This is a genomic window from Phaeobacter sp. LSS9, from assembly GCF_003443595.1.
In the GTDB taxonomy this organism is placed as follows: Bacteria; Pseudomonadota; Alphaproteobacteria; order Rhodobacterales; family Rhodobacteraceae; genus Phaeobacter; species Phaeobacter piscinae.
In genome coordinates this window covers 700,743-725,126 of record NZ_CP031956.1, presented here as the reverse complement: position 1 = coordinate 725,126, position 24,384 = coordinate 700,743, and the positions used below count along the sequence as shown (strand labels likewise).

Genomic DNA, 24,384 nt, shown 5'->3' with positions numbered 1-24,384 from the left:
TCAGCCTTCCAGCGATACACGCCATCGCCAAGGGAGGCCTGACATGAACCTCTATCACTGCTCGATCGATTTGCATCACGAGGCGAAGGCGATTGCCTTTGCCAATGCCGTGGACCAATGGATGTCCTATCTGCGTGAGCGGGATGTCATTCAGGGCTGGCGCTTGCTGCGCCGCAAACTGAACCTGGCCAGCGACAATCACCGGGATTTTCTGCTGGAAATCGAATTCGCCAATATGACCCAGCTGGATCAGGCGTTTCGGGTGCTGGGTGAAACGGACGAGAATGTTGAGCGGCTCTATGCCAATGTGAATGCGCTGATTGCCTCTGCTGACTTCGGCCTGTACCGCCCCTTCCCTGATCCTGAACGCGCCGAGCGTATGGCGCTGATCTGAACGGATCTGCGCCAGCGAGACGCGCGCGCGGCAACGGAACGGAAAACCCCCCGCCAGTGACTGACGGGGGCTTCGTTGATTGTGCGGCGTGTCGCCTTATAGCCCGTAAAGCGCGCCGAACTTCTCTTCCAGATAGCTGAGCAGCGGTTCCGGGCTGGGTGCCATTCCCGCGGCATGGGTGATGGTCTCAACCGGGCTGCGCAGCCCGCCATGGGTTTGCAGATTATCGCGCAGCCAGCTGGTTGCGGCGACCGTATCCCCCGCCGCCAGTTGCTTATCAAGATCCGGCACCGCCTGACGCAGCGTTTGATAGAGACAGCCCGCATAGACATTGCCCAGCGAATAGGTCGGGAAATAGCCAAACAGCCCCACCGACCAATGCACGTCCTGAAGGCAACCATTGGAGGGTTTATCAACGCCATAGCCGAAATCAGCGGCGAAACGGTCATTCCAGGCCGCCTCCAGATCCTGCACCTGCAAATCACCGGACATCAGCGCGCGCTCCAGATCAAAGCGCATCATCACATGCAGGTTATACTGCAACTCATCGGCCTCAGTCCGGATGTAACCGTTGTGAACCGCATTCACAGCCGCATAGAAGGCATCGGCATCTGCAATGCCAAAGTCACCGAACTGCGGCACCATCTGATCAAACAACCACCCGGTAAAGGCACGGCTGCGGCCCAGTTGGTTCTCATAGATCCGGCTTTGGCTTTCATGCACACCCATCGAGACGCCGCGCCCCAGTGGGGTCAGCAGATAGGCCTGATCAATGTTCTGCTCGTAGGCAGCGTGGCCCACCTCGTGAATGGTGGAATAGAAACAGTTGAAGGGATCATCGTCGCTGGTCCGCGTGGTCACGCGCACATCCAGACCGCTGCCCGAACAGAAAGGATGCACTGCCTTGTCGACCCGACCATGGCGCATCTGGTAGCCAAAAGTCTCCGCCAGCGTCGTGGTCAACGCCATCTGCTTGTCGGCATCAAAATGCCCGCTGACGCCCTTTGGCGCGGGTTTGTCCAAAACGCGCGCCCGCAGATCAACCAGACGCGGGCGCATGGCATCAAACAGCGCAGCGATCTCGGCAGCGGTGGTGCCATGCTCATAGTCAGCGATCATCGCGTCATAGACATCGCCCCCGGCAGCCAAGGCCTGTCCCTCTTCGCGTTTCAGTGCGACCACTTCCTCCAGCACCGGCAAGAAGGCTGCGACGTCCTCAGCACCCCGGGCGGCTGCCCATTTCCCCTGCGCCTCGGAGGTGACCCGGGCGATGCGTTTCGCCAGATCGCCGGGCACCTTGACGGCACGCTCATGACTGCGACGGATCTCGCGCAGCTGCGCCGCACCCACCTCATCCGGGGCCTCAGCCCGTGCCAGCCAGTCAGCGACCTGCGGATCGGAGCGCCGGGCATGCAGAACCGCCTCGATCGCGGCCATTTCTTCGCCCCGCTGGGGAGCGGCACCGCGAGGCATCATGGTCTCCTGATCCCAGCCCAATCGGCCCGCAATCTGGCCAAGCGCCTGGGTGTCCCGCTCATAGGCCATCAAGTCGTCAAATGCGCTCATTCTCAGTGATCCTTAATCGAAGTTGCAATGGGATAACCCGACAGATACCGCGTCCTGAGGATCAGGACCCAGAGGCAGACAGCCATCAGCTGATGCAGGATCGCGATCTGCCAGGGCGCCGCATAGAGCACGGTGACAATACCGAGGACCATTTGCAACAACAGCGCGGCAAAGACCGCGTTAAAGGCAAAGCGCGTGCGCAGGTGGGCGCTGTTACGCCCGCGCAACCACACCACCACGCCAAAGGCCAACAGGAGATAACCGCTGATCCGGTGAATGAACTGCACAAGGCCCGGGTTTTCAAAGAAATTGGTCCAGAGCGGCTGCAGCAAAAACGGTTCAGGCGGCAGGATCTGCCCGCCCATCAAGGGCCAGTCGGTGTAGGACCGCCCCGCGTCGATGCCCGCAACCAGCGCGCCAAGGATGATCTGCAAAAAGCTGAAGTGCAGCAGGCCGGTAGAGAGACCAAACAGCTTTGCCTCCTTGGCCCGACGCGCCTGCATCAGATCGCGCTCTTCGCGCCCCAGTAGAAACATGTACCAGGCGATAAATCCCAGAATGACAAAGGCCAACCCCAGATGCGTCGCCAAGCGGTAAGACGCGACCGAGGTCATGCCCTCGCCCTGCGTTACACCGGAGGCCACCATCCACCAGCCGATCGCGCCCTGAACAGCGCCCAGAAGGCCGGGCAGTGCCAGCCGCCCGGCCCAACCAACCGGAATCTGCCGTGTGATAGCAAAGCCGAGGAACCCCAGCGCCCAGACCAGGCCAATCACCCGGCCCAACTGACGGTGGCCCCATTCCCACCAATAGATTTCTTTGAAATCCGCCAGCTGCATCCATTGGTTCTCAATGCGCCACTGGTCGATTTCTTTGTATTTGTCGAATTCCGCCTGCCAGTCTGCCTCGCTCAGCGGTGGCATGGCACCGGTCACAGGCCGCCATTCGGTGATCGACAGCCCACTGTCGGTCAGCCGGGTCAGCCCGCCGACAACAATCATCGTCACCACCAGCGCAAACAGCACTGCCAGCCACGCCCGAATTGCACCCCTTGCGCCGCGGCGGGTGCGATCAATACCGCCGGGTGTCGCCTGTGGGCGTTCTTGCGGATCGTTGCCAGAGACCTCTTCGAAAATGCTGCGCTTGCTCATGCTTGCCTCTTCCAATTTCCCGTCAAGCTAGGCCGCATGTTCGGCCCCGTCCAGTGGGCGACTGTGGTGCAAATTCGCCCGAAGTCGCGTCTCAGTCGCGTTTTTCTTTCCAGCGGACCATCTGTCGCATGACACCATGCAGCATCTGAACGTCTGCGCGGGTCAGTGGCATCCGGCTGAACATGTTGCGGAACACGGTCTTCATGCTGGGCGCCTTGTCTGGCGGAAAGAAGAACCCGGCCTCATCCAACCGGTCCTCATAATGGTTGACCAGCGCATCCACATCCGCGTGGCTGGCCCAGTCGGATTTGCCAAGATCGGTCACGACGGGCGCGACCTCAGCCATCTGACGCCGCCATTCATAGGCCGTCAGCAATACGCATTGGCCAAGGTTTAGCGACGCAAACTCGGGATTCACGGGGACCGAGATAATGGCGTTCGCGCGGGCAATGTCCTCATTCTCAAGGCCTGCTCGTTCAGGGCCGAACATCACCGCCACTTTTTGCCCTGCCGCAATTTTCTCTGCGGCCAGTTTCATCGCGGCTTCTGGGCTATAGACAGGTTTCGTCAGCTCGCGCGGGCGCGCCGTGGTGGCAAAGACGAAATCGCAATCCTCAAGCGCGCTGGCCAGATCCCCTGCCAGCCGCGCCTCATCCAGCAACCGCCCCGCGCCTGAGGCCATGGCGACGGCCTTGGGGTTGGGCCAGCCATCGCGCGGCGCCACGATGCGCATCCGGTCCAGCCCAAAGTTCCACATCGCGCGGGCGGCGGCGCCGATGTTCTCGCCCATCTGGGGGCGCACGAGGACAAAAGCGGGTTGAGGGGTGTCGCTGGGCATCCGGTTCTCCAAAAAAGCTGCACTGCTGTAGTCGGCACAGGCGTGATGGGCAAGGCCGCGCGGGGCGACTTCTGCCCAAACACCGCTATATTCCTGATATATCAGCGCTGCATCACACGGAAATATCCCGCTCGGGATGTCGCCAAATCCTTGCGTCCAGTGGCAGATGCGCTAAACACCGACAACCACTGAACAGGAGCCCTCCCCATGGACAGCCCCGCTGACGCCCCCGAAACGCCGCAGATCTATCTGACGACGCCCCCCAGTTTTGAGCTCGGCCGCTTTCCCGACCAATTGGCACGGGTACTGGATTCGGTGGAAATTTCCTGCGTTCGTCTTGAGCTGGCCAGCCGCGATGAGGACACGCTGAGCCGGGCCGGTGATGCCCTGCGCGCCGTGGCCCATGCCCGCGATGTGGCAATTGTGATCGCGGATCACCAGATCCTTGCGGAACGCCTGGGCCTTGATGGGGTTCACCTCTCGGACGCGGCCCGCCCGGTTCGGGCGGCGCGCAAGGCGCTTGGCACCGATGCGATTGTCGGCAGTTTCTGCGCGGCGTCGCGCCACGATGGTCTTACCGCCGCCGAAGCCGGTGCCGATTATGTCAGTTTCGGCCCGGTTGGGACCTCCGGTCTGGGTGATGGCAATCAGGCCCAGAAAGAGCTCTTTGAGTGGTGGTCCCAGATGATCGAAGTGCCGGTGGTGGCAGAGGGCGGCCTCACACCTGAACTGGTCCGCGATCTGACGCCTTATACGGATTTCTTCGGCATCGGAGATGAGATCTGGCGCGAAGAGGACCCGCTCATGAGCCTGCGCAGCCTGCTGGCGGCGATGGAGGGCTAAAAAGGCCCACACCGGTCGAATGTCGCTAAAGACACGTCCGAGACAGCACATCTGACCGGCTTCCCGTCCGGTCAGAGGAATAGCCGCTCCACGCACCAGTAGCCGCCGATCAGCGCAATGGTGAAACTGGCCGGGATGGCGACCCGGCCCCGATATTTCGGATGCCGCCAAAACCAGAACCCGAGGAGCGCATAAGCCGCGCCGACAACGGTCAGCTGCCCCAGTTCCACGCCAACATTGAAACCCAGCAGCGCAGGCAGGAACTGCGCATCCGGCAGGCCAAACTCGCCCAACACCGAGGCGAACCCCAGCCCGTGCAGCAACCCGAAGCCAAAGATCACCAGAGTTCGCCAGCTGTGCAGTTTCCGGGCAAAGATATTCTCCACCGCGACGAATACAATTGATCCGGCAATCAGCGGTTCCACAATGGCAGGATTGATCTGCACCAACCCCAGAGCGCCAAGCGCCAGGGTGATGGTATGTGCCACCGTGAAGGCGCTGATCTGCCAGATCAGAGGCCGCAGCCGGGTGCTGAAGAAGAATAAGCCCAGCACAAACAGGATATGATCCAGCCCCTTTGGCAGGATATGGGTGTAGCCCACGGGGATATAGTCAACGAATGCCTCGCTCGGCGTCTGCGCCAACCCGCCTGACAGGGGAATGGTCGGGGTGGTTTCCCCGCCCTGCAGATAACCGGTGTAGGGACCTTCGACACCGTTTTGGCGCAGAACCACACCGCCCGACCCCTTTGGCCAGCCCAGTTTCAGCCCGCGCGCGCCGTCCGGGATTTCGCCCGAGAGCCGCAGCAAGGTACTGCGCGGCAGGGCAATGTCCCCCGGCTCCGGAATCTCAATCGCGGTTACCTCCATCGCGATAGCGCCGCGTGCCTCCACCTGAAGGCTCTGCAACCAATCTTCGGCAAAAAGCTGCACCATCGGCGCCAGCTCATCCGGGCCAAGCGCGCGCAGGTCGTCATAGTCCTGCGCCTGATCAGCCGTGTCAGTATCGGACATACCATCCAGATCAATACCCGCCACAAAAGCCTCGGCGTTGATCCGCAGATCCATGGTCAGCTGATCACCGGAAATCTCAAAATCCGCAATCGTCGGCGTGACTTCATGGGCGAAACCGCTAGAGTGTGAGACGCTCCAGAAGAGCAGGACCAGCAGCAGACGTCTCAGGTGATGCCGCAAGCGGATCAGTCCTCCGCGCGGCATCTGCGCCGCGCTCTGCCAATGTCTGTCACCCACCGTCCCAGCCAGAGGTCTCATCTGCGCCATGCGTTTTGCCCGCCCTGTTGCTTTTATCCTGCTCGCGCTTGCCGCAAACACTGTCGGCCGCACTGCCCTTGCCCACGAGTTTTGGATTGCGCCAGAAAAATATCAAGTAAAATTAGGCGCCTCGGTTCGAGCAGATCTGCGCAACGGGCAAGTGTTCAGCGGTGCGCGGTTGCCGTATTTCGATCAAAATATCGCCCGGTTCGAGATCTGGGGTCAGGCGGAGGCCCGCCCCTATGGCGGACGCATGGGCGACCTGCCCGCGCTTCAGCTGGAGCCGCCTGCGGAGGGGCTGCTGGTGGTGGCTCATGAGACCACACCGGACGATCTGACCTATGACAACTGGGAGGATTTCGCAAAATTCGCAGCCCATAAGGACTTCCCGGATATCGAGCAGCGCCACAGCGCCCGCAACCTGCCCCGCACAGGGTTTGCCGAGCGGTACACCCGCCACGCAAAATCGCTGATCGCTGTTGGCAGTGGTGCAGGATCGGACCACGCGATTGGCCTGCTCACTGAATTTGTCGCGTTGGCCAACCCCTACAGCGATGATCTGAGCGCCGGCCTGCCGGTCGAACTGCGGTTTCAGGACCGCCCACGCAGCCACGCTCAGGTTGAGGTCTTCGAACGAACGCCGGATGATACTGTGTCGATCACATTGATCCGCACTGATGCAGATGGCCGCGCCGTGGTGCCTGTGAAATCCGGCCACGTCTATCTCCTGGATGCCGTGGTGCTGCGCCCATTGGATCCTGAGGCCACATCCGGGGATGATAGCGCGACCACAGGCAAGCCCGCGCCGGTCTGGCAGACGCACTGGGCTGCCCTGACTTTCGCCGTTCCCTAGGTCTGTTGCCGCTTGCGGGGGGCGAAAAAACGCGGCAATACGGGATTTATGACACAGCCTCCGCATGTTCCCGCCTCGCATCAATCTGACGCCACGCCCCCATCCGGCGGCACTGCCTCAGCGCAGCCTGATATCCTCTGTATCGGATCGGTGCTCTGGGACATCATTGGCCGGTGCACCGCGGAAATGCAGCGCGGGTCGGATATGCCGGGGCGGATCACCCGCCTGCCCGGCGGTGTTGCGATGAACATTGCGATGACACTGGCCCGATTTGGCCTGCGCCCGGCCCTCCTGAGCGCGATCGGTCGCGATCCTGAAGGGGATGAACTGGTCCATGCCTGCGCCCATCTTGGCCTGATCACGGACCACCTCTACCGCTCTGAGGATCTGCCCACCGACCGCTATATGGCGGTCGAGGGTGCCAATGGTCTGATTGCCGCCATCGCAGACGCCCATTCGCTGGAAGCCGCAGGTGCGAAGATCCTGCGCCCGCTGATTGATGGCGCCCTTGGCAGCGAGGATGCACCATACAGCGGCCCGGTGGCGCTGGACGGCAATCTGACCTTGTCGCTGCTGGATGATATCACCGCCAACCCGGCCTTTGCGAAAGCAGACCTGCGCGTCGCCCCTGCCTCACCCGGCAAGGCGGAGCGTCTGCGCCCATTCCTGCTGCGCAGCTGTGGCACACTTTATGTGAACCTTGAGGAAGCGGGCCTGCTCTGTCAGGACGAATTCACCGACAGCCCCACCGCCGCGCGCGCCATGCTGGATCGCGGCGCCGCGCGGGTACTGGTCACCGATGGCGGCAGCACCGCCACCGAAGCGGACCACAAGGGGCTGATCACCCAGGCCCCGCCGCGCGTGACCGTCGCGCGCGTGACGGGCGCTGGCGATACCTTCATGGCTGCACATATCGCAGCCGAGGCCCGCGGCGAAGACCGCGAAACCTCCCTTGCATCGGCGCTGAAGGCCGCTGCAACCTATGTTTCAGGAGAACCACCCCTTTGATCGACATGACATTTTCCGCCGAAGTCGCAGCAGCTCGCGCCTCCGGTCAGGCCATCGTTGCGCTTGAAAGCACCATCATCACCCACGGGATGCCCTATCCCCAAAACGTCGAGGTGGCCGCACAGGTCGAGGATGATATCCGCGCCGCGGGTGCCGTTCCGGCCACCATGGCCGTAATCGACGGCGTGCTGCACATCGGGCTTGAGGCGGACCAACTGCAGGCGCTTGGCCAGGCCAAGAATGTCGCGAAGATTTCGCGTGCGGATATGCCCGCCTGTATCGCCACCGGCGGCACCGGCGCCACCACCGTTGCGGCGACCATGATCGCGGCCCGGCTGGCCGGGATCAGTGTTTTTGCCACTGGCGGCATCGGCGGCGTCCATAAGGGCGCAGAAACCAGCTTCGACATTTCTGCCGACCTTATGGAACTGGCGCAAACCCCGGTTACCGTGGTGGCCGCAGGCGCCAAGGCGATCCTAGATATCCCCAAAACGCTTGAGGTGCTGGAAACCCAAGGCGTGCCGGTCATCGCCTATGGGCAGGACAGCATTCCGGCGTTCTGGTCGGCGACCTCTGACTTGGCTGCCCCCCTGCGCATGGACAGCGCCGCGGAGATCGCCCGCGCCCATGCCACCCGTCAGGCCATGGACCTGCCCGGCGGACAACTGATCGCCAACCCGATCCCGGCAGGCGACCAGATCGCTGCCGAAGATCTGGCACCGGTTCTGGCGCAGGCCCAGTCCGAGGCGGATGAGCAAGGCGTCGCTGGCAAGGCGGTAACCCCCTTCCTGCTGCAACGCATCTTTGAGCTGACCGAGGGCCGGTCACTGACCGCCAATATTGCGCTTGTGCGCAACAATGCCCGGCTGGCCGCTGAAATCGCCAAGGAATTGGTCAACTTGAAGCAATAAAGGCTCTTTCTGCGCAGCTGCCCATTGCGGTTGCGCAGATCCCTGCCTAGCTTCCTTACGTTCCTCACCGGTGAAACGCACAGATGACCACGCCTTTTGACGACGAAAACACGCCCCGCCGCCCCGGCCTTTTTGCCCGGCTGCGGTCGTCCTTCTTTACCGGCATCGTGGTCATTGCACCGGTCGGGCTGACCATCTGGCTGTTGTGGACAGTGATGGGCTGGATCGACGGTGTGGTGCTGCCGCTGGTGCCGCATACCGTACGGCCCGAGCAATATATCGGGATCAACCTGCGTGGCGTCGGTTTGATAATCTTCCTGCTGTTCACCATTGTGGTGGGCTGGATCGCCAAGGGCATCATCGGCCGTTCACTCATCGGTTTTGCCGAAAGCCTGGTGGACCGCATGCCGGTGGTGCGCTCGATCTATTCTGGGATCAAACAGATCTCGGAAACCGTGTTTGCCCAGACCGAACGCAGCTTCGACACCGCCTGCCTGATCCAGTATCCGCGCCGTGGCATCTGGGCAATCGGCTTTGTCTCCACCACCGCCAAAGGTGAGGTGGCAGCGCGGGCCGAGACGGGTGGCAACCTCCTGTCGATTTTTGTGCCGACCACACCAAACCCCACATCCGGGTTTCTGCTGTTCTTTCCTGAGGAAGATGTGATCCCGCTGGACATGACTGTGGAAGAGGCTGCCAAACTGGTGATCTCCGCCGGACTTGTCTATCCCAACGCCAAGGATCCGACGAAACCTGCCGAGCTCGTCTCAGACTGACTTCCGGCGCTCCCTATAGGGGGCACCATCAGGCCGAGGTTCTGCGCTCAGCCAAACATCTCCGCCAGATCCACCGTGGACCGGAGGCCGATGGCGTCGCTGTCCTGCTCCAGAAACTGCTCCGCAGCTGCACGTCCGGCGGCTTTCAGCTTCGCCAGAATCTGTGGGATCGGGATCAGCTTGGTATTGACGGACAGCTCCCGCATCAGATCATCATCGGCGATCATATGCACCAACACCCGTTTCATCTCTCCCGCCGCCAGCTGTCCCTCTGCCAGCAACCGCTGAACAAAGGAAATCGCCCGCAGCTCTCGCAACAGAGATGAGTTGAAGCTGATTTCATTCACCCGGTTCTGGATCTGCTGCGGCGTGTGCGGCAGCTCATCGCGTTCCAGCGGGTTGATACTGACAATCACCACGTCCGAGGGCAATTCAGGCCGGTAAAGCGGAAATAGCGCCGGATTGCCGGTATAACCGCCATCCCAATAGGGCTCCAACCGTCCGGTCTTCGGGTCCTCAATCTCAATCGCCTGAAACAGGTTCGGCAGACAGGCAGAGGCCAGGATCGCGTCGGTCGTGACCTCCTCACCAGAAAACACCCGCACCTTGCCACTGCGGACCGATGTGGCGCAGATGAACAACTGTGGCCCCTGATCGGCGCAAACCTCAGCAAAATTGAATCCTTCCACCACGGGTCTGAGCGGATTGCGATAGAACGGCCCATAGCTATAGGGCGACAGGATCTGGCCCATGGCCTCACGCGGGGAAAACGGCGCGATCCAGTCCAATGCGCCCAGCAGCGGTGCGGCATCAAGCCCAGCCAGCCAATGGGCAAACCGCATGTCCCCCACCGCCCCCATCCGCTGCCAGAGATGATCAAGACAGGCCCGCGCCCCTGCACGCCCCCCCTGAACCAGCCCGGATTTCAACGCCGCCCCGTTCAGGGCCCCGGCAGAGGTCCCGGTGATTGCGGCGATCTCCAGATCCTCACACTCCAAGAGCCGGTCCAGAACACCCCAGGTAAACGCCCCATGCGCGCCGCCGCCCTGCAGGGCCAGATTGATCCGCTTTGTCACACTCTATCTCCTGACCGGCGGCGCAGATCGGGGCCTGCACATTTCATTTTTTCACCTTTCCAAAAATACTCCGGGGGTGAATTGCCCCTGATGGGGCAAGAGGGGGCTGGCCCTCTCTGCACGTCCGCATCGCGACTAAAGCGCGGTCCAGCCACCATCGACGCTCAGGGTGGTGCCAGTCATCTGCGCCGCCGCATCGGAACAGAGGAACACTGCCGTGCCGCCCAACTGTTCGACCGTTGCAAACTCGCGCGAGGGCTGGCGCTCCAGCATCACCTTCTTGATCACCTCTTCCCGGCCCATGTTGTATTTTTCCATCGTGTCGGGGATCTGCGCCTCCACCAGCGGGGTCAGCACATAGCCCGGACAGATTGCATTGGCGGTGATCGGTTCCTCTGCGGTTTCCAGCGCCAGCGTCTTGGTCAGACCGACCACGCCATGTTTGGCGGCGACATAGGCCGACTTGTAAGGGGACGCCGTCAACCCATGCGCCGAAGCGATGTTGATCACCCGGCCCCAGCCTGCGCTGCGCATCATCGGCAGGGCCGCAGCGGCGGTGTGAAAGGCCGACGACAGGTTGATGGCAAGTATGGCATTCCACTTGTCGACCGGAAATTCATCCACTGGCGCCACATGCTGAATACCCGCATTATTGATCAGGATATCGCAGCGGCCGGATTTGGTGATCAGGGCGCGACAGGCCTCCGCATCGGACATATCGGCCTGAATATAGCGTGCCTCAACGCCGAATTCGGCAGCGATCTCGGCGGCCAGCGCATGGTCCTCGTCCCGGTCGGTGAACGAATTCAGAACCACATCTGCTCCGGCGCGCGCCATTTCCCGCGCAACCCCAAGTCCAATTCCAGAATTTGACCCGGTAATCACCGCACATTTGCCGCTCAACGTCATCTTGCTCTTCCCTTCCTGTGCAAAACCTGATTGGTGCAACTGTGGCATGCTGCACCTGCAAAGGAAACGGCAATCACCGCGTGAAAGTTGCAAGAAACCGGTCAGAAAAGCGCGCGTCCAGCAACCGGTGAGGCAGATCAGATGACATCTGGATCCGCCCTCTGCGATGTAACACGCTGATGCAATTGGAAACCGCAAAGCCAAAAAAAACGCCCGCACGAAGCGGGCGTTAAGTTATTGAGGCAGGTTTCATACAGGCAAGAAACCTATCGAGCAGTGAGACCTTTATAAGCAATTTCCCCCGCTCATCCAAGCTAAAAGTTTGAATTGACCTGACAGCGCCGTTAGCGTTGGTGTTCATGAAAATAAGGCCAGAGCGGGATTGTTGCAAAAGTGCGTCCAGATTTTTTCTTTAGAGTTCGACCGGTGTTGGCCGGAATCATCCTCAGCGCAAGCGTTAATTTTGCACAAGCAGAATCAGCGCATGGCATAGCTATGTATGGGGACCCGGCCCTACCACCGGATTTTGTGTCTTTACCCTATGCAAACGCCGATGCGCCCAAGGGCGGCAAGGTGGTCTTTGGCAACACCGGCGGCTTTGATACGTTGAACCCCTTCGCCGAGAAAGGCACCCCCCCTTGGCAGATGCGCTTCTGGGGATATGAGAGTCTGATGGGTCGATCCGCGGACGAGGCGTTCACGCTTTATGGGCTGCTCGCCGAATCGATTGAGGTGCCGGAGGATCGCGCATGGGTTGAATTCACACTGCGTCCGGAGGCCCGATTCTCCGATGGCTCACCAGTCACGGTCGCAGATGTCATCTGGTCTTATGAAACCCTCGGACAGGAGGGGCATATCCGCTATCGGCGGTTCTGGAACCAGATCGACAGCATCGAACAAACGGGCGCGCGCAGCCTGCGCATTACATTTAATGAGGACAATCGTGAACTGGCGCTCATCGCAGGTCTGCGTCCGATCCTGAAAAAGGGACAGTGGGAGGGCAAGGATTTTGCCGCTTCCGGTCTGGATGAGGCACCGATTGGCTCTGGTCCCTACACCGTCGCTGATTTCGAGCCGGGCCGCTTCATCCGCTTTTCCCGCAATCCTGACTATTGGGGGCGCGATCTGCCGCTCAGACGCGGCACCAGTAACTTCGATGAGATCCGGCTGGATTTCTACGGCGACCAAACCGTCTTGCTGGAAGCCTTCAAGGCTGGGGAAATTTCCGCAATCCGCGAATTCAACGCCGCCAAATGGGACAAGGCCTATGATTTTCCTGCGGTGACATCCGGCGAGGTGATCAAGAGCGTCATCCCAAACGGCAAACCCTCCGGCATGACGGGCATCGCGATGAACACCCGCCGTGCCCCATTGAACGATTGGCGGGTGCGCGAGGCGCTGATCCAGGCGTTCAACTTCGAATATATGAACGAAACACTGACAGGTGGCAGCCAACCGCGGATTTCCTCCTATTTCTCGAACTCCACCCTGGCAATGCAGCCCGGAGCTGCCGAAGGCAAGGTGCGCGAGCTCTTGAGCCCATTCAAAGACAGCCTGCTCCCCGGCGTGATGGAGGGCTATACGCTGCCGGTCAGCAACGGCAGCGAGCGCAATCGCAAGAACCTGCGCATCGCAACCAAACTGCTGGCGGAGGCCGGATGGACGGTCCAAGACGGCATCATGCGCAACGCAGATGGCGACGTGCTTGAATTCAAGGTGTTATTGACCCCCGGCAATCTGGGCGAGGGTGAGATGCGTTCGGTCGTGGAAATCTATGCCCGCGCTCTGGAGCGCCTCGGCATCGCACTCGAATCCGACATGGTGGACAGCGCCCAGTTTGTGCAGCGTCAGCAGGCGTTTGACTACGACATGACCTTCTTCCGCCGCTCAATGTCGCTCAGCCCCGGCAACGAGCAATATCTGTATTGGGGCAGCGCCGCTGCGCAGCAGCCGGGATCGCGCAATCTGATCGGGATTGAGGATCCTGCGGTGGATGCAATGATCGACGCCATGCTGACCTCCAAGAGCAAGGAGGATTTCACCGCCGCCGCCCGCGCGCTTGACCGTCTGCTGACAGCGGGACGCTATGTGATGCCGGTCTGGCAATACGCTGAAGCGCGCATTGCCCATCGCAAGGAGTTGAAATTCCCCGAGCGGCTGCCAGTCAGCGGAGATGGCATCGCCTATATGCCCGAAGTCTGGTGGTATCAGGCCGACTGACGCCGCCACCCGCGCCGACATCCCGGCCCGCTCCGACCTTTTCGGGGCGGGCCCTTTTATGGCCAGAACTTCTCGTTGACCCAACATATATATTTCTGTATTTCGCGAAATATGGAAATAGGAATCACATCGCAACTTTCGGCTTTGGCGCATCCAAATCGGCTGGCGCTGTTTCGCCTGCTGATGCGGCGCTATCCCGATGCTGTTCCCGCGGGTGAAATCGCCACCGCTTTGGCGCAGAAGGCCAACACCGTTTCCAGCTACCTCTCGACGCTCAGCTCCGCCGGCTTGATCCGTGCCGAACGACAAGGCACCTCGCTGCTCTACCGGGCGCAGTTGGAGGGGCTGCGGAGCCTGTTCGACGATCTGTTGTCAGATTGCTGCTACAATCGACCCGATATCTGCCAGACCGCCGTGGTTCAGCAACCCTTGGCGCCCCGCAGCGACCGTCCCTTGAACGTTCTGTTTCTCTGCACTGGCAATTCCGCCCGCTCCATCATGGCAGAAGCGATCCTGCAGAAGGAAGGCGACGGACGGTTCCGCGCCTATTCCGCAGGTAGCCGCCCCTCTCCCATGCCGCGTCCGGAGGTTCTGGCTCTGTTGCAGGAGAAAGGCCATGAAACCAATGGGCTTCGTTCCAAGGATCTCACCGCGTTTTCGGCCGGTGCTGCGCCGCAAATGGATTTCATCTTCACCGTCTGCGACCACGCCGCGAATGAAGACTGCCCCACCTGGCCCGGTCAGCCCATGAGCGCCCATTGGGGGCTCCCCGATCCGGTCAAAGCCACGGCACCTGATCTTGCATATCAGCAGACCTATGAGGCGCTGCGCAACCGCATCCGCAACTTCGCCGCGCTCCCCTTTGAGAGCCTCGACCGTATATCGCTACAGCACCAGCTGGATGACATCGGCCGTCTTACATCTTCTGCATAGCCATCAAACGAGTTCATCACATGAATATTCTGGTCCTCTGCACCGGCAACTCAGCACGCTCCATCCTATTGGAAACCCTCCTGAACAGCCATGGCAACGGGCGCGTCAACGCCTTTTCCGCAGGCTCCAGGCCGGCTGGGGCTGTTCACCCGCAGTCACTCACGCTTCTGGCGGAGAAAGGCCATGACGCCAGCGCTGCACGGTCTAAGAGCTGGGATGAATTTGCCACCGAGGGCGCACCTCAGATGGATCTGGTGATCACCGTCTGTGCCTCCGCTGCGGGCGAGACCTGCCCGATCTGGCCCGGCACCCCGTTGCGCGCCCATTGGGGCGTCGAAGATCCGGCGGCAGCCGCGAAACCTGACTGGGATGCGGCCTTTCGCCTTGCCTATGATCGGCTGGAGCGACGCGCGCAGGCGTTTCTGGACCTGCCACTGGAAGACCGCGACACCGACACCCTACGCCAAGACCTAATCCGCATCGGAGAGCTGGCATGACCACGCAAAAACTGATCGCCGAAGCGCTCGGCACCGGCTTTCTCCTGATCGGCGTTGTGGGGTCGGGCATCATGGCCGAAACCCTGTCGGGTGGAAACATCGGCTTGGCGCTGCTGGCCAATGCCGTAGCGACGGGCGCCATGCTCTATGTGATCATCACGACGCTGGGGCCGATTTCCGGCGCACATTTCAACCCGGCAGTCACGCTGGCCTTCGCGCTGCGCGGCGATCACAGCTGGGGGGCGGTGCCGCCCTATGTGGCCGCGCAGATCGTAGGCGGCATCCTCGGCGTCTGGGCCAGCCATGTGATGTTTGATCTGACCATCCTGCAGACCTCCACAACCATGCATCGGACCGGGGGCGCCCAATGGTTCTCGGAAATCCTCGCAACCTTTGGTCTGTTATTCGTGATCTTTGGGGGGCTGCGGTCACGCCCCGATGCGGTGCCTGCCCTTGTCGCCTTCTATATCACCGGCGCCTATTGGTTCACCTCCTCGACGAGTTTTGCCAATCCGGCGGTGACCATTGCACGCGGGTTCAGCGATACATTTGCAGGCATCTACCCCGGTCATATTCTGATGTTCATCGTCATGCAGTTTCTCGGTGTTGGCCTTGCGCATCTGGTGCTACCCCGCCTGTTTCGGCCAAGTTGACCCCGGCCCGACCCAAAGCAAACCTCAGGCGAAACCCGGGCCACGGGTGCATCCGGCAGGACGCGGACTTTCTTTTTTGGCAAAAAATGCTAGCATTAAAACCCACGCGCAATTTTGACCCGGAGGGAGCCCCCCCATGCCTGTTCAAACAGCCCGCGCCAGCTGGTTCGACAGGATGCCCCGTCTCAAGCAACGGTTTCCGCATCTGCAGACCCGCTCGGCCCCATCTCTGTTCGACGACAAGGATAAGTTCGTCGCCTATCTGGCCCGTACCCATCACCTGACACTGACGGAGGCTCGGGAGGAGGTGGATGATTTCCTCTACACCGAGAGCCTGCACCGGGAGCTGGACCATCAGCTGAACTGATCCGAGCTGTTCGTACAGCGGCCGTTCCCCGCTCGGGGCGGCTTGGCTGTGGACACCTTAGGGCGGTGATCCGCATAAACCGGTCCCAACACGTGCTTTGATGTTGCGGCTGATCTGGGGCCGTCTGGCAGAGTGGCACCCCTTATGACAGGGACGTCACCCAGAGAATGGTTGCATCTTCATCGCTCAGCGAGATCACATTATGCCCCATGGCAGCGTCGTAATAGGCGCTGTCGCCACGCCGCATTTCGATCGGTTCGTAGAACTCAGTATAAAGCCGCACGACCCCTGTCAGAACGTATAGAAATTCCTCGCCGTCGTGGCGCACCCAGCCCTCAAATTCATCCATCGACCTGGACCGAACGCGGGCGCGATAAGGCAACATCTGTTTGCGCGTCAGGCTGTCGGCCAGCAGTTCATGCTCATAGGTTGCAGTGGCATGCGCAGAGCCCTGACCGGTCTTGGTCACCGTCAGACGACCATTCACCTGATCCCGTTGCGGCTGGGTAAACAGCTGCGGAACCGAGATCTGAAGCCCCACCGCCAACTTCTTCAACGCCTCGTAAGTCGGTGACATCTGGCCATTTTCGATCTTCGACAGGGTCGAGCGCGCAAGGCCTGCCTGATTGGCGGCATGTTCCAGCGTCCAGTCCCGCGCTTTGCGCAACTCGCGCACCCGAGCGCCCAGATCCAGTGGCTCGGTTTCGGCAGCCTCACCCGATGCACGGGCAATAGTGATAAGCGATTTGGGATCACGAGAGGTCATGCTTTTTCCTATAGGACGGGGCGCGCCATCTTGCAACGCGTGGTTTGCCAAGTTAGCCAATCGAGATGCAATCTGTGTTTGACAGCGGGCCTTTTGCGCCCTGCCCCGCGCCGTTCAATCTGGCCGACCACGTGCTCTACCAGCGCGCGGCGGCGCGTCCCGCAAAAGCAGATGCAGACGCGCTGCACGTGCTGTCGCCGCAGTCTCAGCACGACGCGGCCACATCAGATCAGTCGCAAGAGCCGTCGCCACAGATCTACACCTACGGGGCCCTGCGCGCTGCGGTGCGTGGACTGGGCGCCGGACTGCTGGCCGAGGGGCTGTCTCCCGGCGACCGGGTGCTGTTGCGGCTGGGCAATACGCCGATCTTCCCGATTGCCTATCTGGCCGCCATCGCTGTCGGGCTGGTGCCGGTTCCCACCTCCGCGCAGCTGACCGAGCCTGAGGTGGCGCGCATCATAGATGACCTGTCGCCTGCTGCGATCCTGCGCGATCCGTGGATCGCCTCAGCATCGCACCCCTGCGAGATCAACCGCGACTCACTTGAGGCCATGCAGCGCACCGCACCGCCTGAAAGCCAGTTTCACATGCAGCTTGGCGATCCTGATCGACCGGCCTATATCGTCTACACCTCCGGAACCGGCGGAAATCCGCGCGCGGTTGTGCATGCCCACCGGGCAATCTGGGCGCGCCAAATGATGATCCGTCACTGGTATGATCTGCACCCCACAGATCGCCTGCTCCATGCTGGTGCGTTCAACTGGACCTTCACGCTGGGCACCGGGCTGATGGACCCGTGGAGCCTCGGGGCAACGGCACTTATCCCCGAAGATGGCACCCCGATCACCGCGCTGCCCGATCTCTTGCGGCAGCATGATGCCAGCCTCTTTGCCGCAGCGCCCGGCGTCTATCGCAAACTGCTGCAAAACGACCGGACGCTACATCTACCCGCCCTGCGCCACGGTCTCTGCGCGGGGGAGAAACTCTCCAGCCAGGTGGCGCGGGATTGGCAGGCAGCCACCGGCACTGCGCTCTATGAGGCGTTTGGCATGTCGGAATGCTCCACCTTCATCTCGGCCGATCCGGTGCGCCACCGCGATCCGGCGCAGGTGGGCGACACATTGGGCTGGCCGCAACCGGGGCGCCGGATTGCCATTCTGGATCCAGCCGCACGACCTGTGCCCCGCAACGCCCCCGGCGTCATCGCCATTGATCGCCGCGATCCGGGGTTGATGCTCGGCTATCACAACGCCGCAGCCGCCACCGAGGACCGCTATCAGGGGGAGTGGTTCCTGACCGGCGATCTGGGCGCGATGACAGAGGACAATCAGATCCGCTATCTCGGCCGCAACGACGACATGATGAACGCAGGCGGCTATCGCGTCTCCCCGCTTGAGGTGGAAGCGGCGTTGGCAACCCACCCCGATCTGGAGCAGGTGGCGGTCGCCTCGGTCGAGGTAAAACCCGACACCCACATCATTGTCGCGTTCTATACCAGTGCCAAAGACGTGACCGCTGAGGTGCTTTCGGCTTTTGCCAAGGACCGACTGGCGCGCTACAAACAGCCGCGCGCCTATCTGCGTCTCGACGCGCTGCCCAGCGGAGCCAATGGCAAACTGCTGCGCCGCGCCCTGCCCGATTGCTACATCCGACACCAAAGGACCCCGTCATGAGCCTTGTAAAGCTTGATATCCTGTCCGATCCGATCTGCCCCTGGTGCTATATCGGCAAGACCCATCTGGACAAGGCGCTGGCCGAGGTTGGCGATCATCCGTTTGTCATTGAATGGCACCCGTTCCAGCTCAACCCCGATATGCCGCGCGAGGGCATGGATCGGCGCAGTTATCTTGAGGCGAAATTTGGCGGCAAGGACGGCGCGGTGAAAGCCTATGCCCCGGTTGTCGAACACGCCAGCGCCGCCGGGCTTCAGATCAATTTCGAAGCCATGGAGCGCACGCCGAACACGCTGGATGCGCACCGCCTGATCCACTGGGCCGGGATTGAGGGCAAGCAAAGCGCGGTGGTCGATGCGCTGTTTGATGCCTATTTCGTGCAGGCCAAGGATATTGGCGACGCTGAGATCCTCGCTGATATTGCTGAGGCTGCGGGAATGGACCGCGCCGTTACCCTACGGCTGTTGTCTGGCGACACCGACGCCGAGGAGATCCGCAACCGCGACGCCCATTCACGCAAGATGGGGGTCACATCGGTGCCAACATTTGTGGTCGCGAACCAGCACGCCGTGCCGGGCGCGCAGCAGCCCGAACTGTGGAAACAGGTGATCGCCGACATCCAGAGACAGCTGCAGGAAGGTAACGCCGCGGAGGCCGACAAAGCCTGAACGCGCGCCTCAGTACGCCTAGCCCTATATTGAAAGTCTGGAACTGCTGCACAGAGTAGTCCAGACCTTTGCGGCGCGGCCAGTTACAACGATGCACATAAAACTGTGCGTCTTGGCTGCTGGTCCAATCCCGAGAGATATGTTAGCGCGGACAGAGCGCCGCCCAGACAGCACCCGATTACCGGGGCTCCTGATGTGTCGCCTGAGGTTTCAAATGACAAAAGATATACAGATCAGCATGTCCAAAGCTGAGTTCATTGCCCTGATTGCGATGATGTTCGCAACTGTTGCATTTTCTATCGACGCCATGCTGCCTGCGCTGCCCGAAATTGGTCAGACGCTTAGCTTCGATAACCCCAACCGTGCGCAGCTGGTCATTGCCACCTTTGCGCTTGGCATGGGGATTGGCACGTTTTTTACCGGGCCGCTCTCCGACGCCTTTGGCCGCCGAACCGTCATTTTTGCCGCTGCGGGTCTTTATATTGCGGCTGCGCTGGTAGCCTATGCCAGCTCTTCCATCGAAATGCTGCTATTGAGCCGTGTGGTGATGGGGCTGGGTGCTGCCGGACCGCGGGTCGTGGCACTGGCGATTGTGCGTGACCTCTATTCTGGTCGGGAAATGGCCCGGATGATGTCCATAGCCATGCTGATTTTCACCCTCGTGCCAGCCATCGCTCCGATGATGGGCGCAGGCATTATCCTGCTGACCAGCTGGCGCGGCATCTTCCTGGCCTTTGCGCTGTTTGCGGTCATCATCGTGCTGTGGATGGGCCTGCGCCTGCCCGAGCCGCTGCCCGTCGAAAACCGCCGCCCGTTTCGCCTGCCAAATCTCAAGGCAGCCCTGATCGAGATGCTGCGGCATCCCACGGTACGGCTGTCGATGATGGTGCAATGCTTCTGTCTTGCGATGCTGTTTTGCATGATCACATTGGTTCAGCCCATCTATGATGTCGTCTTTGATCGCGCAGCCAGTTTCCCGTTCTGGTTTGGCTTCATAGCCATCATGTCGGGCAGCAGCAGCCTGATCAACGCGTCGCTTGTGGTACGCCTGGGCATGCGGCGTATGGTGACATGGGCGCTGGCCGGACAAATCATCTTCTCCACGCTGATGCTGGGCCTGGAGGTGCTGCCGCTTTCCCATGATGTTATGTTTGCGTTGTTTGTGGCCTGGCAGACCAGTGTGTTTTTCATGGCCGGTCTGACGCTTGGCAACCTCAACGCCATGGCGATGGAGCCGATGGGCCATATCGCAGGCATGGCCGCCTCTATCGTGGGTGGTGTGTCCACGGTGTTTGCCGCCGCAGCTGCCGCGACGGTGGGGCTGCTGTTTGATGGCTCCATTGCGCCACTCACCGGGGCGATCCTGCTGATGGTGGTCGCAGGCTACGCCATCATGTTGCATATGGCACGGGTCGAAAACCGGGTGGCGGCGGAATAACCCCACATATCACCATACAAAACAAAGCCCCTCCAAGCAGTTGGAGGGGCTTTTTCATGTCCAGCGCGTCAGCTTATTCAACCAGATTTCGCCTTCGCCTTGGCTTTCTTCTTTTCGGCAACAACCTTTTCAGCCAGATCACGCGCGATGGCAAAGGCACCTTTGATCTTGTCGCTGTCTTTCTTCCAGTCACGGCGCACGACAATCTTGTTGTCCTTTACCTTGGCCAAACCGTCCTGCGCCTGAATGAATTCCACCAAACCCTGCGGTGACGCGAATTTATCATTGTGGAACTGAATGGTTGCACCTTTTGGCCCGCCGTCCAGTTTGGCGATCCCGGCGCGTTTGCACATCGCCTTGATCCGCACCACCAGCATCAGCGTGTTGACCTCTTTGGGCAGCGGCCCAAAACGGTCGATCAGCTCCGCGGCAAAACCTTCCAGCTCCACCTTGGTGCTCAAATCCGAGAGCCGTCGATAAAGACCCAGACGCACATCCAGATCCGGCACGTAATTCTCCGGGATCAACACAGGTACGCCAAGGTTGATCTGCGGCGCCCATTGGTCATCGCTGCCGGACAGACCTTCCAGCTCACCGGATTTGATCTTGGCAATCGCTTCTTCCAGCATGGATTGATAAAGCTCATAGCCCACATCGCGCATCTGGCCGGATTGCTCTTCACCAAGGAGATTGCCCGCCCCGCGAATATCCAGATCCTGCGAGGCCAGGGAGAACCCCGCCCCCAGCGTATCCAGCGAACCCAGCACGCGCAGACGTTTTTCCGCACCGGGCGTCAGGCGCACACGGGGCTTGGTGGTGAGATACGCATAGGCGCGTGTCTTTGACCGCCCCACGCGGCCCCGGATCTGATACAGCTGCGCCAGACCGAACATATCCGCGCGATACACCACCATCGTGTTGGCGGTCGGGATATCCAGACCGGATTCGACAATTGTTGTGGCCAGCAGAATGTCGAATTTGCCATCGTAAAAGGCATTCATGCGGTCATCCAGATCGCCCGCCGCCAATTGACCATGGGCCACGACATAAGACAGCTCGGGCAGCTGCTCCTGCAGGAAGGCCTCAACGTCCGGCAGATCGGTGATGCGCGGCACCACATAGAAACTCTGCCCGCCGCGATAATGCTCCCGCAGCAGGGCTTCTCGGATGGTGACCGCATCAAACTCGCTCACATAGGTGCGGATGGCCAGACGGTCCACCGGCGGCGTGCCAATGATGGACAGATCCCGTACGCCAGTCAGGCTCAATTGCAGCGTTCGCGGGATTGGCGTTGCGGTCAGCGTCAGCACGTGGATGTCACTGCGCATCTGCTTTAGCCGCTCTTTATGGGCGACACCGAAATGCTGTTCCTCGTCGATAATCAGCAGGCCGAGGTTCTGGAACCGGACGGATTTTGCCAGCAAAGCATGGGTGCCGACGACAATATCAATGGTCCCTTTGGCCATACCTTCGCGGGTTTTGGCGGCTTCCTTTGCAGTAACAAACCGCGACAACTGCCTGACTTCCAACGGAAACCCGCGAAACCGCTGCGCGAAGGCCACCGCATGCTGACGGGCCAGCAACGTGGTGGGCGCGACAATCGCCACCTGTACACCGGACATCGCCGCAATGAAGGCCGCGCGCATCGCAACCTCAGTCTTGCCAAAGCCGACATCACCGCAGATCAGCCGATCCATGGGAGAGCCGGATTGCAGATCCTCCATCACTTCGCCAATCGCGCGCAGCTGGTCGTCGGTTTCCTGATAGGGGAAGCGGGCGGAGAATTCTTCCCAGGCATGCGGCGGCGGGTCCATCATCGGCGCCTTGCGCAGCGCGCGCTCTGCCGCGACCCGGATCAGCCGATCCGCCATCTCGCGGATCCGCTCCTTCAGCTTTGCCTTTTTGGCCTGCCAGGCGCCGCCGCCCAGACGGTCCAGAAGACCCTCGTCATGGCCGTATTTGGACAGCAGCTCAATATTTTCAACCGGCAGGTACAGCTTTGATTGCTCTGCATATTCCAGCAGGATGCATTCATGCGCAGCGCCTGCGGCAGTGACAACCTCAAGCCCCTTGTAGCGGCCAATCCCGTGGTCCACATGCACCACCAGATCGCCGGGGCTGAGGGATTGTGTCTCGGTCAGGAAATTCTCCGCCTTGCGGCGTTTCTTTGGCGCGCGGATCAGCCGATCCCCCAGCACATCCTGTTCGGAAATCACTGTCAGATCATCGGTCTCGAACCCGTGTTCCAGCGCCCAGACCGCCAGATGAAGGCCGGATTTCCCAATCCGGGTTCCGTCCTTGATCGCGATGACCTCCGCCAGGCCCTCATCCTCAATCAGACCGGTCAACCGCTCCCGTGCGCCCTCGGAATAGGAGGCGACCACAACCGGCCCCACCTGCATCCGTGCTTTAATATGATCCGCCAGCGATTTGAAAAGACTGACACTTTCCAGCTGTCGCTCAGGAGAAAAGTTGCGACCGATCCGGCCACCTGCATCAATCACCCCAGGTCCGCTGGCCTGCGGCAACGGATGGAACTGGATCACCCGATGATCCCCGATTGCCGCCTCCCAAGACGCGTCATCAAGATACAGCAATCCCGGCGGCACAGGTTTGTAGACCGTGTCCATCCGCCCCTTCTGCGCCATCGCAATCTTGCGGGTCTCATACTGGTCCACGATGCTGTCCCAGCGCGCCAACCGGGCGGGCGTCACCTGATCGTCTAGCGTCACCGTGGCCTGAGGCAGATAGTCAAACAACGTCTCCAGCCGATCATGGAAAAACGGCAACCAATGTTCGATGCCCTGGTATTTCCGCCCTGCAGACACCGCCTCATACAGCGGATCATCCGTGCCCGCCGCGCCAAACTCGATCCGGTAGTTCTGCCGGAACCGGGTTACCGCGGCCTCGTCCAAAATCACCTCGGAAACCGGCGCCAGCTCGACAATCGACAGCTTCTCGGTGGTCCGCTGGGTCGCCGGATCAAACCGCCGCGCCCCATCCAGCACGTCACCGAAAAGATCCAGCCGCACCGGGCCGCTCTGCCCGGGAGGAAAGATATCAATGATCCCGCCCCGCACGGCAAAATCGCCCGGCTCCATCACCGTCGGGCTCTTGGTGAAGCCCATCCGCGTCAGGTAGCTGCGCAGCGCCTCCTCGTCGATACGTCGATCCACCTCCGCAACAAAGGCGGCATCCTTCAGAACCTGGCGGGCAGGGACACGCTGAGTGGCCGCATTGAGCGTGGTCAGCAACACAAACTGCCCCGGCATCTGATGCACCAGCGCCGCCAGCGTGGCCATCCGCGCCGCAGCAATATCCGCATTGGGGGACACCCGATCGTACGGCAGACAATCCCAACCCGGAAAGCTGATCACAGGCATATCCGGCGCAAAGAAAGCCAACGCCGCCCGCGTCGCCTCCATCCGCTTGTCATCCCGCGCGACATGCACCACCGGCGCATCGCTGCTGGCGGCCTCCTTCAGGATCAGCCGCGCATCGAAACCCTCTGGTGCGCCGCCTGCGGTGATTGCCCGTTGCGCCATCTTCGTCTCTCTTTCGTCGTCTGCCCGC

At 60.9% G+C, this 24,384-nt stretch carries 22 protein-coding genes; 14 read left to right on the top strand and 8 right to left on the bottom strand.

The window, feature by feature from the left end:
* Nucleotides 1–43 precede the first annotated feature (43 nt).
* A complete protein-coding gene (locus D1820_RS03550; RefSeq protein ID WP_118067901.1) occupies nucleotides 44–394 on the top strand; it encodes a DUF6614 family protein in 351 nt (116 codons plus the stop codon).
* A 96-nt stretch (nucleotides 395–490) separates the two neighbouring features.
* On the opposite strand, the gene D1820_RS03545 is transcribed toward D1820_RS03550, so the two are convergent.
* The 3 genes from D1820_RS03545 to D1820_RS03535 all read right to left on the bottom strand — a co-directional run bounded on the left by D1820_RS03545 (nucleotide 491) and on the right by D1820_RS03535 (nucleotide 3,949).
* Nucleotides 491–1,960, bottom strand: coding sequence for a carboxypeptidase M32 (locus D1820_RS03545; protein WP_118067900.1), 1,470 nt, complete (start codon nucleotides 1,958–1,960; stop codon nucleotides 491–493).
* A gap of 2 nt (nucleotides 1,961–1,962) precedes the next feature.
* On the bottom strand, nucleotides 1,963–3,111 hold the full coding sequence (gene ctaA, locus D1820_RS03540) for a heme A synthase (protein ID WP_118067899.1): 1,149 nt from the start codon (nucleotides 3,109–3,111) through the stop codon (nucleotides 1,963–1,965).
* A gap of 91 nt (nucleotides 3,112–3,202) precedes the next feature.
* Nucleotides 3,203–3,949 carry an RNA methyltransferase gene (locus D1820_RS03535; protein ID WP_118067898.1) on the bottom strand — a complete coding sequence of 249 codons (747 nt, stop codon included), beginning with the start codon at nucleotides 3,947–3,949 and terminating at the stop codon, nucleotides 3,203–3,205.
* Nucleotides 3,950–4,156: 207 nt separating this feature from the next.
* On the opposite strand from D1820_RS03535, the gene D1820_RS03530 reads away from it, so the two are divergent.
* On the top strand, nucleotides 4,157–4,792 hold the full coding sequence (locus D1820_RS03530; RefSeq protein ID WP_118067897.1) for a thiamine phosphate synthase: 636 nt from the start codon (nucleotides 4,157–4,159) through the stop codon (nucleotides 4,790–4,792).
* Between the two features lie 71 nt (nucleotides 4,793–4,863).
* Here the strand turns inward: D1820_RS03530 and D1820_RS03525 are convergent, their stop codons facing one another.
* A complete protein-coding gene (locus D1820_RS03525) occupies nucleotides 4,864–6,072 on the bottom strand; it encodes a HupE/UreJ family protein (protein WP_118067896.1) in 1,209 nt (402 codons plus the stop codon).
* Here D1820_RS03525 and D1820_RS03520 point away from each other — a divergent pair.
* The 4 genes from D1820_RS03520 to D1820_RS03505 all read left to right on the top strand — a co-directional run bounded on the left by D1820_RS03520 (nucleotide 6,071) and on the right by D1820_RS03505 (nucleotide 9,611).
* Nucleotides 6,071–6,916, top strand: coding sequence for a DUF4198 domain-containing protein (locus D1820_RS03520; RefSeq protein ID WP_118067895.1), 846 nt, complete (start codon nucleotides 6,071–6,073; stop codon nucleotides 6,914–6,916). The genes D1820_RS03525 and D1820_RS03520 overlap by 2 nt on opposite strands.
* A gap of 48 nt (nucleotides 6,917–6,964) precedes the next feature.
* Nucleotides 6,965–7,924 (top strand): PfkB family carbohydrate kinase, encoded by a 960-nt coding sequence (locus tag D1820_RS03515; RefSeq protein WP_254683352.1) that lies wholly within the window; start codon nucleotides 6,965–6,967, stop codon nucleotides 7,922–7,924.
* Nucleotides 7,921–8,835 (top strand): pseudouridine-5'-phosphate glycosidase, encoded by a 915-nt coding sequence (locus tag D1820_RS03510; protein WP_118067894.1) that lies wholly within the window; start codon nucleotides 7,921–7,923, stop codon nucleotides 8,833–8,835. The genes D1820_RS03515 and D1820_RS03510 overlap by 4 nt, the downstream gene beginning before the upstream one ends.
* A gap of 83 nt (nucleotides 8,836–8,918) precedes the next feature.
* The gene (locus D1820_RS03505; RefSeq protein WP_024097322.1) at nucleotides 8,919–9,611 is read left to right on the top strand and encodes a DUF502 domain-containing protein; all 693 of its coding nucleotides are present in this window, start codon (nucleotides 8,919–8,921) and stop codon (nucleotides 9,609–9,611) included.
* 47 nt (nucleotides 9,612–9,658) lie between these two features.
* Here D1820_RS03505 and D1820_RS03500 read toward each other — a convergent pair whose 3' ends face one another.
* Together D1820_RS03500 and D1820_RS03495 are read right to left on the bottom strand one after the other, a co-directional pair.
* Entirely contained in the window at nucleotides 9,659–10,687 is a 1,029-nt protein-coding gene (locus D1820_RS03500) for a patatin-like phospholipase family protein (protein WP_118067893.1), read from the bottom strand.
* Nucleotides 10,688–10,822: 135 nt separating this feature from the next.
* Nucleotides 10,823–11,596: a 3-hydroxybutyrate dehydrogenase gene (locus D1820_RS03495; protein ID WP_096873127.1), complete on the bottom strand. Its 774-nt coding sequence runs from the start codon at nucleotides 11,594–11,596 to the stop codon at nucleotides 10,823–10,825.
* A 393-nt stretch (nucleotides 11,597–11,989) separates the two neighbouring features.
* Between D1820_RS03495 and D1820_RS03490 the strand changes: the two genes are divergently transcribed.
* From D1820_RS03490 to D1820_RS03470, 5 genes are all read left to right on the top strand, one after another.
* On the top strand, nucleotides 11,990–13,816 hold the full coding sequence (locus D1820_RS03490) for an extracellular solute-binding protein (protein WP_118067892.1): 1,827 nt from the start codon (nucleotides 11,990–11,992) through the stop codon (nucleotides 13,814–13,816).
* 111 nt (nucleotides 13,817–13,927) lie between these two features.
* The gene (locus tag D1820_RS03485) at nucleotides 13,928–14,749 is read left to right on the top strand and encodes a helix-turn-helix domain-containing protein (protein WP_118067891.1); all 822 of its coding nucleotides are present in this window, start codon (nucleotides 13,928–13,930) and stop codon (nucleotides 14,747–14,749) included.
* Between the two features lie 20 nt (nucleotides 14,750–14,769).
* Complete coding sequence (locus D1820_RS03480; protein WP_118067890.1) at nucleotides 14,770–15,246, top strand: arsenate reductase ArsC; 477 nt, start codon at nucleotides 14,770–14,772, stop codon at nucleotides 15,244–15,246.
* Nucleotides 15,243–15,899, top strand: coding sequence for an MIP/aquaporin family protein (locus D1820_RS03475; protein ID WP_118067889.1), 657 nt, complete (start codon nucleotides 15,243–15,245; stop codon nucleotides 15,897–15,899). The genes D1820_RS03480 and D1820_RS03475 overlap by 4 nt, the downstream gene beginning before the upstream one ends.
* A 136-nt stretch (nucleotides 15,900–16,035) precedes the next feature.
* Entirely contained in the window at nucleotides 16,036–16,266 is a 231-nt protein-coding gene (locus D1820_RS03470) for a hypothetical protein (RefSeq protein WP_040178425.1), read from the top strand.
* Nucleotides 16,267–16,408: 142 nt separating this feature from the next.
* On the opposite strand, the gene D1820_RS03465 is transcribed toward D1820_RS03470, so the two are convergent.
* On the bottom strand, nucleotides 16,409–17,032 hold the full coding sequence (locus D1820_RS03465) for a helix-turn-helix domain-containing protein (protein WP_040178424.1): 624 nt from the start codon (nucleotides 17,030–17,032) through the stop codon (nucleotides 16,409–16,411).
* A gap of 65 nt (nucleotides 17,033–17,097) precedes the next feature.
* Between D1820_RS03465 and D1820_RS03460 the strand changes: the two genes are divergently transcribed.
* From D1820_RS03460 to D1820_RS03450, 3 genes are all read left to right on the top strand, one after another.
* Nucleotides 17,098–18,705 (top strand): class I adenylate-forming enzyme family protein, encoded by a 1,608-nt coding sequence (locus tag D1820_RS03460; RefSeq protein ID WP_118067888.1) that lies wholly within the window; start codon nucleotides 17,098–17,100, stop codon nucleotides 18,703–18,705.
* On the top strand, nucleotides 18,702–19,373 hold the full coding sequence (locus tag D1820_RS03455) for a DsbA family oxidoreductase (RefSeq protein ID WP_118067887.1): 672 nt from the start codon (nucleotides 18,702–18,704) through the stop codon (nucleotides 19,371–19,373). The genes D1820_RS03460 and D1820_RS03455 overlap by 4 nt, the downstream gene beginning before the upstream one ends.
* Nucleotides 19,374–19,587: 214 nt before the next feature.
* Nucleotides 19,588–20,811 carry an MFS transporter gene (locus D1820_RS03450; protein ID WP_118067886.1) on the top strand — a complete coding sequence of 408 codons (1,224 nt, stop codon included), beginning with the start codon at nucleotides 19,588–19,590 and terminating at the stop codon, nucleotides 20,809–20,811.
* A gap of 77 nt (nucleotides 20,812–20,888) precedes the next feature.
* Here D1820_RS03450 and mfd read toward each other — a convergent pair whose 3' ends face one another.
* Nucleotides 20,889–24,356, bottom strand: coding sequence for a transcription-repair coupling factor (gene mfd, locus D1820_RS03445; protein ID WP_118067885.1), 3,468 nt, complete (start codon nucleotides 24,354–24,356; stop codon nucleotides 20,889–20,891).
* Nucleotides 24,357–24,384 lie beyond the last annotated feature (28 nt).